Raw genomic sequence first — 17,030 nt, 5'->3', positions numbered from 1 at the left:
CAGGCGGGCGAGGAGTTCGTGGTCGAGGTATTCCTTGAGCCAGCAGTGGGTGGTGGCTGCCGCGTTGCCGGCGTGGGGGTGGTTGCGGCTGGACAGTTGCAGGCGGGTGCCGGCGCACCAGCCTTCGCTTTCTTCCCAGAGCTCCTGGCGCTGGGCTTCGCTGGCCTGGGGGGCGAGCTGGTCGACCAGGCGCTCCAGTTCGTCACGGGTGAGGGCGAGCTGGGTGGCGTCGAGCTCCTGCAGCTCGCCGGCCAGCAACAGCCGCGGCAGGTTCCAGTCCGGCCGCTGGCGGGCGCTGACCAGCAGCTGCAGGTTGGGCAGGGCGCGGGCGAGGAGCTGGTCGATGCAGGCGTCGAGCTCGGCGGGCGGCTGGCTGGGGTAGTCGTCGAGCACCAGCCAGAGGGGCTGGTTGCCGCCGTCCAGCAGTTGCAGCAGGGCCAGTGGCGCGGGTTGGTCGGGCACCGGGCGCTGCAGGGCGGTGGCGATCTGCGCGACCAGTTGTTGGGGTTGCAGCGCCTGGCCGGCGAGGTTGAGCCAGAGCACCTGGCCCGGGTCACGCAGGCCCAGCAGCAGTTCGCTGAACAGCACGCTTTTACCGAAGCCGGCCGGGGCGCAGAGCAGGCGCAGGCGGCTCTGTTCGGCGAGCAGGCGTTCGGTGAGCCGGTGGCGCGGCACGTGGGCCGGCGGCAGGCGCGGGATGCTGGGGTGGGGGGCGCGAACGGACGGAACGCCGGAGCTGCTGCGGGGCATGGCGGTTCTCGCGGATGTTGTTGTTATGGGATGAACCGTGGTCATTGAGACTAGACCCAAGGCGGCCACAGTTGAAGCGCTATGGCCGGGAATGATTGTGCGCCATAACGCAACCCCGGAACGCACGCGCCCCGGACAGGCCGGGGCGCGTTTGCAGCGGTTGGAGCGTGGGTTGGATCAGCGGATGCCGGCGTTGCGCAGGGCGGCCGGGGTGTAGTCGGCGCCGCTGGCCTTGAAGCCGAATTCGGTGCCGTGTTTCTCCTCGTTCTTCAGGCCCAGAGCGATGTAGCGGCCGGCGATGATGTCGTACAGGGCTTCCAGGGTGTAGCCGGAGACCTGCTGGCCGTAGTGGTACTCGGCGTGGCCTTCGCCGACGCGCCAGAGCTGGCCGCGACCGTCGTAGTGATCCACCAGGGCGACCTGCCAGCTGTCTTCATCGATGTACATGTGGCGCTTGGCGTAGATGTGGCGTTCGCCGGATTTCAGCGTGGCCTCGACTTCCCAGACGCGGTGCAGCTCGTAGCGGGTCAGGTCCTGGTTGATGTGGCCGGCCTGGACGATGTCCTTGTACTTGAGCGAGGTGGAGTCGAGCTTGTAGCTGTTGTAGGGGATGTACATCTCCTTCTTGCCGATGAGCTTCCAGTCGTAGCGGTCGGGCGCGCCGGAGAACATGTCGAAGTTGTCGGCGGTGCGCATGCCGTCGGCGGCGGTGCCGGGGCCGTCATAGGCGACCTGGGGCGCGCGGCGCACGCGGCGCTGGCCGGCGTTGTAGATCCACGCCAGGCGCGGCTCCTTGACCTGGTCGATGGTCTCGTGGACGAGCAGCACGTTGCCCGCCAGGCGCGAGGGCGCGAGGACCCGCTGCTTGAAGTAGAGGAGGATGTTGGCGGCCTTGTCCTGGTCGAGGTCGGTCATGTCGCCGGGGAAGGCGACTTCGTCCTGGAACTGCACCGGGGAGAAGGAGCCGTTGGTTTGCGGGGTGACCTGCACCACCAGGCGCCGGGCGTTGCCGCCGCGGTAGCGGGTGATGTGGTTCCACAGCACCTGGACGCCGTCCTTGGGAATGGGGAAGGCGTAGTAGTGGCTGGCGGCGAAGTTGGAGAGGCCGTTGCCGCCATCCACCGGCTGGGTGTTGACCGCGCTCTGCTTGGCGGCGGCGTAGATGGCCTCTGGCGCGGCGGCGGTGCGGTGGGTGGTGTAGACCGGGATCTTGTAGGTCTCGGGGTAGCGCTTGAACATCGCCAGTTGGCCTTCGGAGAGCTTGTCCTTGTACTGCGCGGCGTTGGCGGCGGTGATGGTGAAGAGCGGCTTCTCGCTGGCGAAGGGGTCGGCGAGGAAGCCATTGGCGTCGATCGGCGCGGCGTTCCTGGGCAGGCCACCGGTCCACTCGGGGATGCTGCCGTCAGCGTTGCCGGCCTTCTCGGCGCCCAGCGGGGTGAGGCTGGTGCCGAGCTTGGCCGCTTCGTCGGGCGATACCGCGGCCATCACGGTGGCGGCCAGCAGGCTGAGGGCCAGCACACCGCCTTGCAGGATTCTTGTGGTTCTCATTGTGCGAGTCCTATGCGGTCGTTGATCAGAAGTTCAGGCCGAAACTGAGGGCGATGAAGTCGCGGTCAGTGGTGGTGTTGTAGTGGCCGCCGAAGAAGTCGGTGTAGCTGAGGCTGGCGGTGTAGGTGTTCTGGTATTCGGCGTTGAGGCCGAGGCTGATGGCCTTGCTGCCTTCGTTGAAGTTGGGGCCGTAGCCGTCGACGTCATGGGACCAGGCGACGCTGGGGGTTAGGTTGATGCCGGCGAAGACGTTGCTGTAGTCCAGGGCGGCGCGGGCGCGGTAGCCCCAGGAGCTGCTGGTGTAGAAGCCCTTGTCGTTGCACTCGCGTTGCGCCGGGCTGGTGGCGGTGAGCGCCAGGCAGGTGGCTGCCGAGGAGAGCTGGCCGGGGCCGTAGATCGGGTCGCGGCCGTAGCGCAGCTCGCCCATGTCGTCGTCGAGGCCGCCGATGTGGTTGTAACCGACCTCGGCCACCAGGGTGAGGCGGCTGGCGCCCATGACCTGGTCGACGAACTGGGTGGCGGTGACCTGGGCCTGGGTGACGGGCTTGCGCTCGTAGCCGTGGAGGATGGCGCCGGCGGTGTTGCTGCCGTGGCCGCTTTCGAAGATCGGCGAGGAGGGCACGGCCAGGGCGGCGAAGGACAGGTCGGTGCTGTTGAGCTGCAGCGGCATGTTGGGGCGGAAGCTCAGCTCACCGGCGACCGAGGTGCCTTCGATGTTGGTCTGGAAGCTGACGCCGTAGAGGCGGATGTCCTCGGGGTATTCGATGAAGTAGCGGGCGCCCGGGGCGCCGGGGATCACTGCCAGGCTCGGGGTGGTGGTGCGGATGGTGCTGAAGATCGGGCCACGGCTGTGGTAGTTCATCGCATAGGCGCCGAACTCGGTGTCGTTGAACTCCGGGACGAACCAGCGCATGGCGACGCCGAACTGGCCGCTGTCGCGGGCGTCCTTGTCGCCGGCGCGGGGGATGTAGAGGGTGGCGCCGGTGTTGGGCGAGACGCCGGGCGGCAGGTCCGGGCCGTTGACGATCAGGCGGTCGGCGCAGCCATCGGCGACCACGTCGGCGGTGGAGAAGAAGGTGCCGCAGTTGTCGGCTACCGTCTGGTCCCATTCCAGCTGGTAGAAGGCTTCCAGCGAGAGGCTGTCGGTCAGGCTCTGGGACAGGTAGATCATGTTGACCGGGATGAGGCCTTCCTTGATCTCGGCGCCGGGACGGCGGAAGGCGGCGGCGTCGATGGGGTTGATGCTGTTGATCGAGTTGCCGATGAAGGTGCTCTCGCCCCAGCTGACCACCTGCTTGCCCACGCGCACGCTGCCGGGCAGGTCGCCCAGGTTGTAGTTGTGGTAGATGAAGGCGTCGAGGATCTGCGCGCCGGAGGATTTGGCGCCCTCTTTGCGGTTGTGGTCGTCGATGTCGTAGAACTCGCGGTGCTCGTCCTTCAGCTCGAAGTCGTACCAGTACTTGCCGCGGATGAAGACGCCGGTGTCGCCGTACTTCAGCTCGAGGTCGTGGATGCCCTTGAAGATCTTCGAGAAGGTTTCGCCCTTCTTGAAGTTCAGGCGGCCGTCATCGGAGGTGCGCGACAGCGCTTCGCCCCCGCTGGCGACGGAGATGAATTCCGGGTCCGGCGCGCGGGTGCCCCAGCTCGCGCCGACGGACAGCGACGAGTCGAACTGCGCTTCTATTTCCCCGATGTTGAAGGTGATGGCGAAGGCGGGGGCGGTGCACCCCAGTGCCACGGCGGCGGCCAGCGCGTGCGGCCGGAAGATTCCGCGCATTGTTCTTGTTGTCATGCGGCTCTCCAGTGAAGGATGAAGGAGGCCTCATGCTAATCAGCCGAAAGTCTGCCCATAACTGCCTGAACGGGCGATTTCGCCTATCACCCGGGTGGGTGATGCCATCGCCCAGGCGGGGCTTTGCGGGGGCTTTTCAGGGTGCGGGCGCCGGCGTGGGATGACCTGGCGGGGGGCGCTGCTACTTTGCGTGACAGTGCCGGGGGCTGGCGTCTCAGTCCTGCCCGGCCTGCTGGCGATAGAGGCGCGCGGCTTCCACCAGCCAGTCGCGGAAGGCGCCGAGGGCGGCGGACTCGACCTTGCGCTCGGGGATGATCAGGTAATAGGCCTTGTCGCTGCGGAAGCTGTGGTCCAGGGCGGTGACCAGGCTGCCGTCGGCCAGCTCGCGCTGGATCAGGAAGGGCGGGATGAGGGCGATGCCCATCTCGTGGGTGGCCGCCTGGGCGAGCATGGAGAACAGTTCGTAGCGCGGGCCGCTCATGTCGCGGGCGACGTTGAGGCCGAGGGAGCCGAACCATTGGCGCCACGCATAGGGGCGGGTGGTTTGCTGCAGCAGCGGCAGCCGGGCGATCTCGCTGGCGCTGAGCCGCTCGCGGTCCTCCAGCAGGCGCGGGCTGCATACCGGCACCGAGAGTTCGTGCATGAGGAAGTGGGATTCGGTGCCGGACCAGTCGGCGTCGCCGAAGTAGAGCGCGGCGTCGAAGGCGGTGTCGGCGAAGAGGAAGGGGCGGGTACGGTTGGTGAGGTTGACCGTCACTTCCGGGTGAAGGCGCTGGAAGTCGGCCAGCCGGGGGACCAGCCACTGGGTGCCGAAGGTGGGCACCACGGCCAGCTCGATGGCCATGGCGCCCTGCTGGCCCATCACGGCGAGGGTGTCGCGTTCCACGGCATCCAGCTGGGTGGCGATGCGCCGGGAGTAGGCGAGGCCGGCTTCGGTGAGCTTCACGCCACGGCGCGAGCGGCGGAACAGCTCCAGGCCGAGGAATTCTTCCAGCCCGCCGATCTGCCGGCAGACCGCGCTCTGGGTGAGGGCCAGTTCTTCGGCGGCCTTGGTGAAGCTTTGGTGCCGCGCGGCGGACTCGAAGGCGATCAGGGCGCTGGTGCTGGGGATCTTGCGACGCATGCTGTACCTCTGCCTCACAATTGAGCGGCTTAAATGGCGGTCATGGCGGTTTCGGAGTGAGAAATTAGCACAAGAGGGTGCGAAATCCTCGTTTGCCCCTCTCGCCCAGCACTGTCTAGGATGAATGCATACGACAAGACGGGCGCGACCCGTTCCGCATCCACCGCTTACCGAGGATTCCTCCATGGCTGCCAAAGCTGCTTTCAACTGGATCGACCCGCTGATGCTGGACCAGCAACTGACGGAAGAAGAGCGCATGGTGCGCGACAGCGCCGAGCAGTTCGCCCAGGACAAGCTGGCCCCCCGCGTGCTGGAAGCCTTCCGTCATGAGAAAACCGACGCGGCGATCTTCCGCGAGATGGGTGATGTCGGCCTGCTGGGCGCGACCATCCCGGAGGCGTACGGCGGCAGCGGCCTGAACTACGTGTGCTACGGCCTGATCGCCCGCGAGGTGGAGCGTGTCGATTCCGGCTACCGCTCGATGATGAGCGTGCAGTCGTCCCTGGTGATGGTGCCGATCAACGAGTTTGGCAGCGAGGCGCAGAAGCAGAAGTACCTGCCCAAGCTGGCCAGCGGCGAGTGGATCGGCTGCTTCGGCCTGACCGAGCCGAACCACGGTTCCGACCCGGGTTCGATGATCACCCGTGCGCGCAAGGTGGACGGTGGCTATCGCCTCAGCGGCAGCAAGATGTGGATCACCAACAGCCCGATCGCCGATGTCTTCGTGGTCTGGGGCAAGGACGACGCCGGCGATATCCGTGGCTTCGTGCTGGAGAAGGGCTGGGAAGGCCTGAGCGCTCCGGCCATCCACGGCAAGGTGGGCCTGCGGGCGTCCATCACCGGTGAGATCGTGATGGATAACGTGTTCGTACCGGAAGAGAACATCTTCCCCGAGGTGCGTGGCCTGAAGGGGCCGTTCACCTGCCTGAACTCCGCTCGCTATGGCATCTCCTGGGGTGCCCTGGGCGCTGCCGAGTTCTGCTGGCACACCGCGCGCCAATATGTGCTGGACCGCCACCAGTTCGGCCGCCCGCTGGCCGCCAACCAGCTGATCCAGAAGAAGCTGGCCGATATGCAGACCGAGATCACCCTGGCCCTGCAGGGTTGCCTGCGCCTGGGTCGTATGAAGGACGAGGGCACCGCCGCCGTGGAGATCACCTCCATCATGAAGCGCAACAGCTGCGGCAAGGCGCTGGACATCGCCCGCCTGGCCCGCGACATGCTGGGTGGCAACGGCATCTCCGACGAGTTCGGCATTGCCCGTCACCTGGTGAACCTGGAAGTGGTGAACACCTACGAGGGCACCCATGACGTGCACGCGCTGATCCTCGGTCGCGCGCAGACCGGCATCCAGGCGTTCTTCTGATCCATGGCCTGCCACTCCTTCTATATATAGAGGGAGTGGTGCCTGCCTCTACTTCCTCCTTCAGGTGATTCCATGGCCGGTGCCCTTTCGCATATCCGCGTGCTCGATCTCTCCCGCGTACTGGCTGGCCCCTGGGCCGGGCAGATACTCGCCGACCTGGGCGCCGAGGTGATCAAGGTGGAACGGCCGGGCGCGGGGGATGACACCCGTTCCTGGGGGCCGCCCTACCTGAAGGACGCCGATGGCCGGGATACCAGCGAGGCGGCTTACTTCCTCTCCGCCAACCGCAACAAGCAATCGGTGACCATCGACTTCACCCAGGCCGAAGGGCAGGCGCTGGTGCGCAAGCTGGCGGCGGAGTCGGACATCCTCATCGAGAACTTCAAGGTGGGTGGGCTGGCCGCTTATGGGCTGGACTATGAATCGCTGAAGGCGATCAATCTGCGCCTCATCTATTGCTCCATCACCGGCTTCGGCCAGTTCGGGCCTTACGCCAAGCGTGCGGGCTACGACTTCATGATCCAGGGGCTCGGCGGGCTGATGAGCCTGACCGGGCGCTCGGATGTGGAGGAGGGTGCCGGGCCGGTGAAAGTGGGGGTGGCGCTGACCGATATCCTCACCGGGCTGTATTCCTCTGTCGCCATCCTCGCTGCATTGACCGCACGGGAGACGACCGGGCGTGGTCAGCACATCGACATGGCGTTGTTGGACGTGCAGGTAGCCTGCCTGGCCAACCAGGCGATGAACTTCCTCACCACGGGCAATGCGCCGCGTCGGTTGGGGAATGCGCACCCCAATATCGTCCCGTATCAGGACTTCCCCACCGCAGACGGGGATTTCATCCTCACCGTTGGCAACGATGGGCAGTTCCGCAAGTTCTGCGAGGTAGCCGGCCACCGGGAGTGGGCTGACGACTCGCGTTTTTCTTCCAACAAGGCGCGGGTGGCGAACCGGGCCGAGCTGATTCCGCTGATCCGCCAGGCCACTGTGTTCAAGACCACGGCCGAATGGGTGGTGGCGCTGGAGGAGGTTGGCGTGCCCTGTGGGCCGATCAACGACCTGGCGGCAGTGTTCGAGGATCCGCAGGTGCTGGCCCGTGGCTTGAAGGTGGAGCTGCCGCACGCGCTGTCGGGGCTGGTTGCCCAGGTGGCGAGCCCGCTGCGGTTGTCCGACACCCCTGTGGAATACCGCCTCGCGCCGCCGCGCTTGGGCGAACACACTGATGAAGTGCTCGCGCGGGTACTGGGGCTGGACGGCGGCGCTATCGCTACGCTGCGCGACAAGCAGGTTATCTGACCCTTCCTATATAGAGAGGGAAAGGGTGATTCCTGACCGTTTGAACAAAAGATTCAGCTTTTTTCAAAATGGGGGTTTACACCCATCCTCGCTCATGTAGAATGCGCGCCTCGCTGAAGCGGAACGCTCCGCTGAAGCGAGTAAGTTGTTGAAACGAAAAGAAATTTTCAAAAAACAACTTGACGCGGTGTCGGGGTGATGTAGAATACGCCCCTCGCTGAAGAAGACGAAGTCAACTGAAGCGCTAAGTTGTTGAGTAGAAAGAAAAAAATTCTTCGAAAAACAGCTTGACAGATAGAAAGGCTGCTGTAGAATGCGCGGCCTCGGTTGAGACGAAAGACTTAATCGAAATTGCTCTTTAACAATTTGAATCAAGCAATTCGTGTGGGTGCTTGTGATGTAAGACTGGTAGTCGACTGATTATCAGCAACACAAGTAACACTCGTGAATTCGAGAGTTTATTTGCGATTGCTGAGCCAGGTTTAGGGTTTTCTCAAAACCCAAGCAGTATTGAACTGAAGAGTTTGATCATGGCTCAGATTGAACGCTGGCGGCAGGCCTAACACATGCAAGTCGAGCGGATGAGTGGAGCTTGCTCCATGATTCAGCGGCGGACGGGTGAGTAATGCCTAGGAATCTGCCTGGTAGTGGGGGACAACGTTTCGAAAGGAACGCTAATACCGCATACGTCCTACGGGAGAAAGCAGGGGACCTTCGGGCCTTGCGCTATCAGATGAGCCTAGGTCGGATTAGCTAGTTGGTGAGGTAAAGGCTCACCAAGGCGACGATCCGTAACTGGTCTGAGAGGATGATCAGTCACACTGGAACTGAGACACGGTCCAGACTCCTACGGGAGGCAGCAGTGGGGAATATTGGACAATGGGCGAAAGCCTGATCCAGCCATGCCGCGTGTGTGAAGAAGGTCTTCGGATTGTAAAGCACTTTAAGTTGGGAGGAAGGGCAGTAAGTTAATACCTTGCTGTTTTGACGTTACCGACAGAATAAGCACCGGCTAACTTCGTGCCAGCAGCCGCGGTAATACGAAGGGTGCAAGCGTTAATCGGAATTACTGGGCGTAAAGCGCGCGTAGGTGGTTCAGCAAGTTGGATGTGAAAGCCCCGGGCTCAACCTGGGAACTGCATCCAAAACTACTGAGCTAGAGTACGGTAGAGGGTGGTGGAATTTCCTGTGTAGCGGTGAAATGCGTAGATATAGGAAGGAACACCAGTGGCGAAGGCGACCACCTGGACTGATACTGACACTGAGGTGCGAAAGCGTGGGGAGCAAACAGGATTAGATACCCTGGTAGTCCACGCCGTAAACGATGTCGACTAGCCGTTGGGATCCTTGAGATCTTAGTGGCGAAGCTAACGCGATAAGTCGACCGCCTGGGGAGTACGGCCGCAAGGTTAAAACTCAAATGAATTGACGGGGGCCCGCACAAGCGGTGGAGCATGTGGTTTAATTCGAAGCAACGCGAAGAACCTTACCTGGCCTTGACATGCTGAGAACTTTCCAGAGATGGATTGGTGCCTTCGGGAACTCAGACACAGGTGCTGCATGGCTGTCGTCAGCTCGTGTCGTGAGATGTTGGGTTAAGTCCCGTAACGAGCGCAACCCTTGTCCTTAGTTACCAGCACGTTATGGTGGGCACTCTAAGGAGACTGCCGGTGACAAACCGGAGGAAGGTGGGGATGACGTCAAGTCATCATGGCCCTTACGGCCAGGGCTACACACGTGCTACAATGGTCGGTACAAAGGGTTGCCAAACCGCGAGGTGGAGCTAATCCCATAAAACCGATCGTAGTCCGGATCGCAGTCTGCAACTCGACTGCGTGAAGTCGGAATCGCTAGTAATCGTGAATCAGAATGTCACGGTGAATACGTTCCCGGGCCTTGTACACACCGCCCGTCACACCATGGGAGTGGGTTGCTCCAGAAGTAGCTAGTCTAACCGCAAGGGGGACGGTTACCACGGAGTGATTCATGACTGGGGTGAAGTCGTAACAAGGTAGCCGTAGGGGAACCTGCGGCTGGATCACCTCCTTAATCGAAGACATCAGCTTCTTCATAAGCTCCCACACGAATTGCTTGATTCACTTGCGAAAAGCGATTGGGTTGTTAGACCCGAGAGTAAGACGATTGGGTCTGTAGCTCAGTTGGTTAGAGCGCACCCCTGATAAGGGTGAGGTCGGCAGTTCGAATCTGCCCAGACCCACCAATTGTCATGGGCGTGGCAGGTCTTCGAGGGGCCATAGCTCAGCTGGGAGAGCGCCTGCTTTGCACGCAGGAGGTCAGGAGTTCGATCCTCCTTGGCTCCACCATCCACTCTGATAATCGCTGAAAGCTCAGAAATGAGTGCCTTGAGAATGGCATTGATTTCTGGTCTTTGCGCCAGAACTGTTCTTTAAAAATTTGGGTATGTGATAGAAGTAGACTGAATAATCTCTTTCACTGGTGATTATTCAAGTCAAGGTAAAATTTGCGAGTTCAAGCGCGAATTTTCGGCGAATGTCGTCTTCACGTTAGAGACAATAACCAGATTGCTTGGGGTTATATGGTCAAGTGAAGAAGCGCATACGGTGGATGCCTTGGCAGTCAGAGGCGATGAAAGACGTGGTAGCCTGCGATAAGCTTCGGGGAGTCGGCAAACAGACTTTGATCCGGAGATCTCTGAATGGGGGAACCCAGCCATCATAAGATGGTTATCTTGTACTGAATACATAGGTGCAAGAGGCGAACCAGGGGAACTGAAACATCTAAGTACCCTGAGGAAAAGAAATCAACCGAGATTCCCTTAGTAGTGGCGAGCGAACGGGGACTAGCCCTTAAGTGGCTTTGAGATTAGCGGAACGCTCTGGAAAGTGCGGCCATAGTGGGTGATAGCCCTGTACGCGAAAATCTCTTAGTCATGAAATCGAGTAGGACGGGGCACGAGAAACCTTGTCTGAATATGGGGGGACCATCCTCCAAGGCTAAATACTACTGACTGACCGATAGTGAACCAGTACCGTGAGGGAAAGGCGAAAAGAACCCCGGAGAGGGGAGTGAAATAGAACCTGAAACCGTATGCGTACAAGCAGTGGGAGCCCACTTTGTTGGGTGACTGCGTACCTTTTGTATAATGGGTCAGCGACTTATTTTCAGTGGCGAGCTTAACCGAATAGGGGAGGCGTAGCGAAAGCGAGTCTTAATAGGGCGTCTAGTCGCTGGGAATAGACCCGAAACCGGGCGATCTATCCATGGGCAGGTTGAAGGTTAGGTAACACTGACTGGAGGACCGAACCGACTACCGTTGAAAAGTTAGCGGATGACCTGTGGATCGGAGTGAAAGGCTAATCAAGCTCGGAGATAGCTGGTTCTCCTCGAAAGCTATTTAGGTAGCGCCTCATGTATCACTGTAGGGGGTAGAGCACTGTTTCGGCTAGGGGGTCATCCCGACTTACCAAACCGATGCAAACTCCGAATACCTACAAGTGCCGAGCATGGGAGACACACGGCGGGTGCTAACGTCCGTCGTGAAAAGGGAAACAACCCAGACCGTCAGCTAAGGTCCCAAAGTTATGGTTAAGTGGGAAACGATGTGGGAAGGCTTAGACAGCTAGGAGGTTGGCTTAGAAGCAGCCACCCTTTAAAGAAAGCGTAATAGCTCACTAGTCGAGTCGGCCTGCGCGGAAGATGTAACGGGGCTCAAACCATACACCGAAGCTACGGGTATCACGTAAGTGATGCGGTAGAGGAGCGTTCTGTAAGCCTGTGAAGGTGAGTTGAGAAGCTTGCTGGAGGTATCAGAAGTGCGAATGCTGACATGAGTAACGACAATGCGAGTGAAAAACTCGCACGCCGAAAGACCAAGGGTTCCTGCGCAACGTTAATCGACGCAGGGTTAGTCGGTCCCTAAGGCGAGGCTGAAGAGCGTAGTCGATGGGAAACAGGTTAATATTCCTGTACTTCTAGTTACTGCGATGGAGGGACGGAGAAGGCTAGGCCAGCTTGGCGTTGGTTGTCCAAGTTTAAGGTGGTAGGCAGAGTGCTTAGGTAAATCCGGGCGCTTAATGCCGAGAACTGATGACGAGTCGTCTTTTAGACGATGAAGTGGTTGATGCCATGCTTCCAGGAAAAGCTTCTAAGCTTCAGGTAACTAGGAACCGTACCCCAAACCGACACAGGTGGTTGGGTAGAGAATACCAAGGCGCTTGAGAGAACTCGGGTGAAGGAACTAGGCAAAATGGCACCGTAACTTCGGGAGAAGGTGCGCCGGTGAGGGTGAAGGACTTGCTCCGTAAGCCCATGCCGGTCGAAGATACCAGGCCGCTGCGACTGTTTATTAAAAACACAGCACTCTGCAAACACGAAAGTGGACGTATAGGGTGTGACGCCTGCCCGGTGCCGGAAGGTTAATTGATGGGGTTAGCGCAAGCGAAGCTCTTGATCGAAGCCCCGGTAAACGGCGGCCGTAACTATAACGGTCCTAAGGTAGCGAAATTCCTTGTCGGGTAAGTTCCGACCTGCACGAATGGCGTAACGATGGCGGCGCTGTCTCCACCCGAGACTCAGTGAAATTGAAATCGCTGTGAAGATGCAGTGTATCCGCGGCTAGACGGAAAGACCCCGTGAACCTTTACTGTAGCTTTGCACTGGACTTTGAGCCTGCTTGTGTAGGATAGGTGGGAGGCTTTGAAGCGTGGACGCCAGTCTGCGTGGAGCCATCCTTGAAATACCACCCTGGCATGCTTGAGGTTCTAACTCTGGTCCGTTATCCGGATCGAGGACAGTGTATGGTGGGCAGTTTGACTGGGGCGGTCTCCTCCTAAAGAGTAACGGAGGAGTACGAAGGTGCGCTCAGACCGGTCGGAAATCGGTCGTAGAGTATAAAGGCAAAAGCGCGCTTGACTGCGAGACAGACACGTCGAGCAGGTACGAAAGTAGGTCTTAGTGATCCGGTGGTTCTGTATGGAAGGGCCATCGCTCAACGGATAAAAGGTACTCCGGGGATAACAGGCTGATACCGCCCAAGAGTTCATATCGACGGCGGTGTTTGGCACCTCGATGTCGGCTCATCACATCCTGGGGCTGAAGCCGGTCCCAAGGGTATGGCTGTTCGCCATTTAAAGTGGTACGCGAGCTGGGTTTAGAACGTCGTGAGACAGTTCGGTCCCTATCTGCCGTGGACGTTTGAGATTTGAGAGGGGCTGCTCCTAGTACGAGAGGACCGGAGTGGACGAACCTCTGGTGTTCCGGTTGTCACGCCAGTGGCATTGCCGGGTAGCTACGTTCGGAAGAGATAACCGCTGAAAGCATCTAAGCGGGAAACTCGCCTCAAGATGAGATCTCACTGGAGCCTTGAGCTCCCTAAAGGGCCGTCGAAGACTACGACGTTGATAGGTTGGGTGTGTAAGCGCTGTGAGGCGTTGAGCTAACCAATACTAATTGCCCGTGAGGCTTGACCATATAACACCCAAACAATCTGACGATTGTTGTTATAAGGTGAAGTCGACTTAGCCGAAAATTGGCGAGAACTTGCAAAGCCTTATCACATACCCATTCGGGGTCGCGTCTCAGACGATACCCCAACCGAATTGCTTGACGACCATAGAGCGTTGGAACCACCTGATCCCATCCCGAACTCAGTAGTGAAACGATGCATCGCCGATGGTAGTGTGGAGTTTCTCCATGTGAGAGTAGGTCATCGTCAAGCACCTATACCAAACCCCCGATCTTCGCAAGAAGGTCGGGGGTTTGACTTTGCGCGGCAGAAAAGTTGGTGCGGCGATATAAAGCCCTGACAGCGCGGACGGCCCAAGAATGGAGGCCAAGGTGCAATAGCACGGCTTGCCAGGGCGACTTGTAGGGGCGACTTTAGTCGCCAAGCAGCCCGAAGGGCTGCCATGCCTATGAGCCTGGCTGCAGCCGATCCCGTTATGTCCGCTGAGTCGAAGAGCCCCCGGAATGAAGTCCGGGCTACATCCGGTCTACGCCCGACTACACAGGCGATGCAATCGACAGGATCTGCACACAACAAAAAGGCCACCCAAGGGTGGCCTTTTGTATTTGCGCAGGAGAAGAGTCAGTCGCCGCGGTACTCGCAGCCACTGGTGCAAGTCTCATGGATGCGTATGCGGCTGAGCTCGGGAAGCAATGGCTTGAGCTGCTGCCAGATCCACTTGGCGAGCACTTCGCTGGTGGGGTTCTCCAGGCCGGGGATGTCATGCCTTGGCTGCCGGCGCGCCCAGGTCCAGGCTCGGTTCCCATGCGCTTGCGCGAAGCCCTTATACCCCTGCCGGCACCCCGGCATGCCGAAGAGCCTCAACGGCTGCCCAACAAAAAGCCACCCGCAGGTGGCTTTATGAACCGTCAATCCCTGCTACTGCGGCGGTAGTGGTACGGATTTGATCTTCAGCTCCTTCTCCGCGCTGTTGACGCGTTCCGGCAGCGTGGGCACTCCCTTGGCGATGTCCTGGTCGGCGTAGCGCAGCTGGCGTTCCCGGATGAAGTTGTACTTGCCTTCAGTCAGTTGGTCAGCGTGTTCGAAGTCGTTGATGATGGTGGGCTTGATGAACACCATCAGGTTCTTCTTGCTCACTTCCTTGCGGTCACTGCGGAACAGTTGGCCAATGATGGGGATCTTGCCGAGGAAGGGCACCTTGTCGCCCGAGTCCCGTACCTCATCCGAGATGAGCCCGCCCAACACCAGGGTCATGTTGTCCTTGATCAGTACCCGCGTTTCCACCGAGCGCTTGTTGGTCACGATGTCGGCCGCGCTGGTGTCGTTGGTGACGCTGGAGATCTCCTGGTAGACGTTCAGGGTCACCGAGTCTCCCTCGTTGATCTGCGGCTTGATCTTCAGGGTGATACCCACGTCCTGGCGCTCGATGGTCTGGAACGGGTTGGTGGACGGGTTCGAAGCGCTGGTCGAGCTCCCGGTAACGAAGGGCACGTTCTGGCCGACCACGATCTTGCCTTCCTCGTTGTCGAGGGTGACCAGGTTGGGCGTCGACAGGATGTTCATCGAGTCATCGGTGGACAGCGTGCGGATCAGCGCCCTCAGCGAACCGTTGCTGTAGAAGCCCAGGCTCAGCCCGGCATCCAGCTTGGGAGGCGTGCCACCGGGGAAGGTATCGACCGTATTGCCCTTGAGCGAAGACTTGAAGCCGCCGTAGAAACCGTCACCGCCGATGGCGCCATCCGAGGTCTTCCACTGCACGCCCAGTTCGTTGACCTTGCTGTCCGAGACCTCGACTATCACCGCCTCCACCAGCACCTGCGCTCGGCGGATGTCCAGCCGCTGCACCACGCCTTCCACGGTCTTCATGATCGCCGGCGGCGCACTGATCACCAGGGCATTGGTGGTGTCGTTGGCCTGGATGGAAATCTCCGCCCCGCTGATGCCCACATCCTTGTCCTGCTTCTGCAGGCTGGTGGCCACGTTCTGCAGGATCTGCGCGACTTCCGAAGCCTTCAGGTAATGCAGGTAGATCACCTGGGTGTCGCGGATGATGTTCCCCGGGCGATCCAGGTTGGCGAGTACATCGCGCAACTGCTGGCGTTTGCTCGGGTCACCTGAGATCAGGATGCTGTTGGTGCGCTCGTCCACCGAGACGCTCATCTTGCTCGAACCCTCGGCGCCGCCACCCTGGGGCACCAAGGTACCGAGCATGCTGGACAGCTCCTTGGCATTGGCGAACTTCAGCGGGATCACATCGATCTCGAACTGGCCGGCGCGGTCGATCTCCGAGATCAGCTTCAGCAGCTGGCTGATGTTCGACGCCCGGTCGGAAATGATCAGCGCATTGCTATCGGGGTACGCCGCCAGGTGCCCCACCTGCGGCACCATCGGCCGCAGGATGTTCACCAACTGCGTCGCCGGCACGTGCTGCGTGCGGATCACCCGCACCACCTGCTGGTCATCGTTCAGCTTGTCGTCGTCCACCAGCGGCACGCCGCTCTGCTTGGCGTTCGCGTCGGGAATCACCTTCACCGCGCTGTCCGACTCGATGGCGGAGAAGCCGTGTACCTGCAGCACCGAGAGAAACACCCGGTAGGCCTCTTCCGGCTTCATCGACTCGTTGGAAATGACCGTCACCTTGCCGGTCACCCGTGGGTCGATGATGAAGTTCTTGCCGGTCGTCTTGGCGATCCACTCGATGAAGGAGCGGATGTTGGTGTCCTGCATGTTGATCTTCACATCGCTGGACGCCGCAGGCGCCTCGGCCGCTACCGGTTTTTCATCGGCGTGGGCAAGGGTGAAGGGGAAGAGCAGGCACAGGCTGAGCAATAGGCACGACGGGGCTCTGGTGGACACTTCCATTACTCGACTACTTGTTCTGCGCGAGTTTGCGCTGAATGTATTGCTGATAAGCGGTGGGCACACCCTGGCTCGCAGGTACCGGCTCCGCCACGGCGGGCAGCGAGCTGGCCAGGGTGTCGGTCACCGGTTCGATGTTCTGGGCAACGGGCATGGGCGTCGGGCTTTCCGGCGCGGGACTGGCCCCTGGTATATCGCCATAGCCGCGGAAGGTGATCTGTTCCAGCTTGCCGTTGCGCTTCAGCGTGATCCGGTGGCTCTCGATGCGCTGCACGGCAATGCCGGGGCGGACTTCCTCCCCGGGCTTGAGAATGAGGGTGCGATCGCCGTCTTCCAGGATCGCCGTGCTCTGTTCGGCCGGGACCACGAAGAAAATCGCCGAAACCTGCAGGTCCAGGTTGCTTTCAGGCAGCTTCTCCAGCGCCTCGGCGGCCACGGATTCGGCATCGGCGCTGGAGCCGAACAAACCGAGCAGGCCTTTGCCGAGTTGCGTCGGGCCATCCTGCGGGCCGGGCTCGTTCGCCTCGGTGGGCGCGAGTACTGGCGGTTGCAGGGCCGCTCGAAGCTGCAGGCCTTGCCACACGAGGGCGGCGAGCACGAAGAGGAAACACAGGGAGAGCGCCGACAGCTTGACTGAGCGAATGCCCGCGAGCCGGGTCAGCGTGTGGAGGATGGTGGCCATGGACTCTTCCCTGTAATGGCGCGGCAATACTATCGGTTGCTCAAACAGGTGCAAAGCCGGGTCAGGACGGGTGGTGGCACATGATGGCGTTCTTTGATGTCGATCACGTTCCCCACCGTTTATGCCCGTTCGGCATTTGTATCTGTCTTGAAATAAGATTTTTCCGTG

At 60.5% G+C, this 17,030-nt stretch carries 8 protein-coding genes, 2 tRNA genes, 3 rRNA genes and 1 pseudogene; 8 read left to right on the top strand and 6 right to left on the bottom strand.

All coding sequences use genetic code 11. The annotated features are described in order from the left end of the window. Positions 1-18 precede the first annotated feature (18 nt). Complete coding sequence (locus tag ACXI0U_RS23065) at positions 19-798, top strand: hypothetical protein (RefSeq protein ID WP_479550884.1); 780 nt, start codon at positions 19-21, stop codon at positions 796-798. Positions 799-927: 129 nt separating this feature from the next. Here the strand turns inward: ACXI0U_RS23065 and ACXI0U_RS23060 are convergent, their stop codons facing one another. The 3 genes from ACXI0U_RS23060 to ACXI0U_RS23050 all read right to left on the bottom strand — a co-directional run bounded on the left by ACXI0U_RS23060 (position 928) and on the right by ACXI0U_RS23050 (position 5,213). After that, on the bottom strand, positions 928-2,298 hold the full coding sequence (locus tag ACXI0U_RS23060; protein ID WP_031287008.1) for a DUF1329 domain-containing protein: 1,371 nt from the start codon (positions 2,296-2,298) through the stop codon (positions 928-930). Between the two features lie 25 nt (positions 2,299-2,323). Continuing rightward, positions 2,324-4,090 (bottom strand): DUF1302 domain-containing protein, encoded by a 1,767-nt coding sequence (locus tag ACXI0U_RS23055; protein WP_479550883.1) that lies wholly within the window; start codon positions 4,088-4,090, stop codon positions 2,324-2,326. Between the two features lie 214 nt (positions 4,091-4,304). After that, the gene (locus tag ACXI0U_RS23050) at positions 4,305-5,213 is read right to left on the bottom strand and encodes a LysR family transcriptional regulator (protein ID WP_184491976.1); all 909 of its coding nucleotides are present in this window, start codon (positions 5,211-5,213) and stop codon (positions 4,305-4,307) included. Between the two features lie 184 nt (positions 5,214-5,397). Between ACXI0U_RS23050 and ACXI0U_RS23045 the strand changes: the two genes are divergently transcribed. The 7 genes from ACXI0U_RS23045 to rrf all read left to right on the top strand — a co-directional run bounded on the left by ACXI0U_RS23045 (position 5,398) and on the right by rrf (position 13,573). Further along, the gene (locus tag ACXI0U_RS23045) at positions 5,398-6,579 is read left to right on the top strand and encodes an acyl-CoA dehydrogenase (RefSeq protein ID WP_021217419.1); all 1,182 of its coding nucleotides are present in this window, start codon (positions 5,398-5,400) and stop codon (positions 6,577-6,579) included. Between the two features lie 72 nt (positions 6,580-6,651). Continuing rightward, a complete protein-coding gene (locus ACXI0U_RS23040; protein ID WP_431482985.1) occupies positions 6,652-7,875 on the top strand; it encodes a CaiB/BaiF CoA transferase family protein in 1,224 nt (407 codons plus the stop codon). Between the two features lie 512 nt (positions 7,876-8,387). Next, a 16S ribosomal RNA gene (locus tag ACXI0U_RS23035) occupies positions 8,388-9,924 on the top strand. 95 nt (positions 9,925-10,019) lie between these two features. After that, positions 10,020-10,096 (top strand) — tRNA-Ile (locus ACXI0U_RS23030). 27 nt (positions 10,097-10,123) lie between these two features. Continuing rightward, a tRNA-Ala gene (locus ACXI0U_RS23025) sits at positions 10,124-10,199 on the top strand. A gap of 235 nt (positions 10,200-10,434) precedes the next feature. Further along, positions 10,435-13,326, top strand: a 23S ribosomal RNA gene (locus tag ACXI0U_RS23020). A gap of 131 nt (positions 13,327-13,457) precedes the next feature. After that, positions 13,458-13,573 (top strand): 5S ribosomal RNA (gene rrf, locus ACXI0U_RS23015). Together the 16S, 23S and 5S rRNA genes with 2 tRNA genes alongside form the textbook arrangement of a ribosomal RNA operon. A 369-nt stretch (positions 13,574-13,942) precedes the next feature. On the opposite strand, the pseudogene ACXI0U_RS23010 reads toward rrf, so the two are convergent. The 3 genes and pseudogenes from ACXI0U_RS23010 to ACXI0U_RS23000 all read right to left on the bottom strand — a co-directional run. After that, positions 13,943-14,086 (bottom strand): annotated as a pseudogene (locus tag ACXI0U_RS23010) (6-pyruvoyl trahydropterin synthase family protein); the annotation flags it as partial. Between the two features lie 153 nt (positions 14,087-14,239). Further along, a complete protein-coding gene (gene gspD, locus ACXI0U_RS23005; protein WP_158480972.1) occupies positions 14,240-16,177 on the bottom strand; it encodes a type II secretion system secretin GspD in 1,938 nt (645 codons plus the stop codon). A gap of 13 nt (positions 16,178-16,190) precedes the next feature. Continuing rightward, the gene (locus ACXI0U_RS23000) at positions 16,191-16,862 is read right to left on the bottom strand and encodes a type II secretion system protein N (protein ID WP_479550882.1); all 672 of its coding nucleotides are present in this window, start codon (positions 16,860-16,862) and stop codon (positions 16,191-16,193) included. Positions 16,863-17,030 lie beyond the last annotated feature (168 nt).

Source organism: Pseudomonas sp. C9D1, assembly GCF_056491235.1.
Note: the sequence above shows the minus strand (reverse complement) of the source record. Positions and strands in the feature narration are given on the sequence as shown.

Bases quoted from the DNA above. Each gene is read 5' to 3' on its own strand.
- ACXI0U_RS23000 (WP_479550882.1), bottom strand. From the start codon at position 16,862: ATGGCCACCATCCTCCACACGCTGACCCGGCTCGCGGGCATTCGCTCA.
- ACXI0U_RS23055 (WP_479550883.1), bottom strand. From the start codon at position 4,090: ATGACAACAAGAACAATGCGCGGAATCTTCCGGCCGCACGCGCTGGCC.
- ACXI0U_RS23040 (WP_431482985.1), top strand. From the start codon at position 6,652: ATGGCCGGTGCCCTTTCGCATATCCGCGTGCTCGATCTCTCCCGCGTA.
- ACXI0U_RS23050 (WP_184491976.1), bottom strand. From the start codon at position 5,213: ATGCGTCGCAAGATCCCCAGCACCAGCGCCCTGATCGCCTTCGAGTCC.
- ACXI0U_RS23045 (WP_021217419.1), top strand. From the start codon at position 5,398: ATGGCTGCCAAAGCTGCTTTCAACTGGATCGACCCGCTGATGCTGGAC.
- ACXI0U_RS23060 (WP_031287008.1), bottom strand. From the start codon at position 2,298: ATGAGAACCACAAGAATCCTGCAAGGCGGTGTGCTGGCCCTCAGCCTG.